Source organism: Amycolatopsis sp. TRM77291, from assembly GCF_054166285.1.
This window is the reverse complement of sequence record NZ_JBSZHF010000026.1, coordinates 1-1151: the sequence shown is the minus strand read 5'-3', so window position 1 is coordinate 1151 and position 1151 is coordinate 1. Positions and strand designations below refer to the sequence as shown.

General features: G+C 66.5%; 1 protein-coding gene. It reads right to left on the bottom strand.

The window, feature by feature from the left end:
• Window positions 1–53 precede the first annotated feature (53 nt).
• Entirely contained in the window at window positions 54–986 is a 933-nt protein-coding gene (locus ACXIZN_RS43195; RefSeq protein ID WP_457960781.1) for an acyl-ACP desaturase, read from the bottom strand.
• Between the last annotated feature and the right edge of the window lie 165 nt (window positions 987–1151).

Here is a 1151-nt window from a genome sequence, read left to right as displayed (position 1 = left end):
GTGGGGGCGTGACTCGCGTGGGTGGGGGCGTGACTCGCGTGGAGGAGGGCGGATCAGGCCTGGCGGGCGGCGGCGCGGGCTTCAGCGGCCGCCCGACGCTCCTCGAAGCGCGAAGCCTGCGTGTCGAGGGCCTTCAGGAACTGGTCGAGTTCGTCCCGCGCCTTCTCTCCCACCTCGCCGAGCCCTTCGAGCTCGAAGATCTTCCACTGCCGCAGCAACGGCCAGATCACCTCGTCGTGGTGGATGCGCAGGTCGTAGATTCCCGCCTTCGCGATCAGCGCGGCCTTCCGCACGAAGCTCGGGATCACCGCGCCCGGCATCTGGAACTGGACGACCTCGTCGGTGATGGCGCGCATCATCGCGTCGGGTGAAAGCTCCAGCGACGCCTGCACCAGGTTCCGGTAGAAGAGCATGTGCAGGTTCTCGTCCATCGCGACCCGCGCGAGCAGCTTCTCGCACAGCGGATCCTGCGTGTACTTCCCGGTGTTGCGGTGCGAAATCCGCGTCGCCAGCTCCTGGAAGGACACGTACGCGAAGACGTTCAGCAGTTCCTTGTCGCCGCTGTCGTACCCGGCCTGCATGGTCTGCATCCGCGCCCGCTCCAGCTCGACCGGATCCACCGCGCGCGTCACCAGCAGGTAGTCGCGGATGCAGATCCCGTGGCGGCCCTCTTCGGCGGTCCAGCGATGCACCCACGTGCCCCACGCGCCGTCGCGGCCGAAGGCGCGCTCGATCTCACGGTGGTAGCTCGGCAGGTTGTCCTCGGTGAGGAGGTTGACCTCCAACGACGTCCGCGCGATCGGCGACACCCGTGACTGCTCGGGATCCCAAGCCTCGCCGCCGAGATCGGCGAAGTTGCGGCCTTCGTCCCAGGGCACGTACTCGTGCGGCATCCATTCCTTGGCGACCGTGAGATGCCGGTTGAGGTTCTCCTCCACCGTCCCCTCGAGCTCGAGCATCAGCCGGGTGGTTTCGGGGACCGCCATGCGTCTCGTCCTTCCAGGGTACGGAAAACGCCTACCTACGACACCGTAACTTACGGTGTCGTAGGTTTGCCACCTCCGGAAGGTGAACGCTCAGGAGCCGGGGGACTCGGTGCGAATGGGTGTCGCGAAAGCCACTTTCAGGACGTCAGGTGTCTCGAAAGTGGC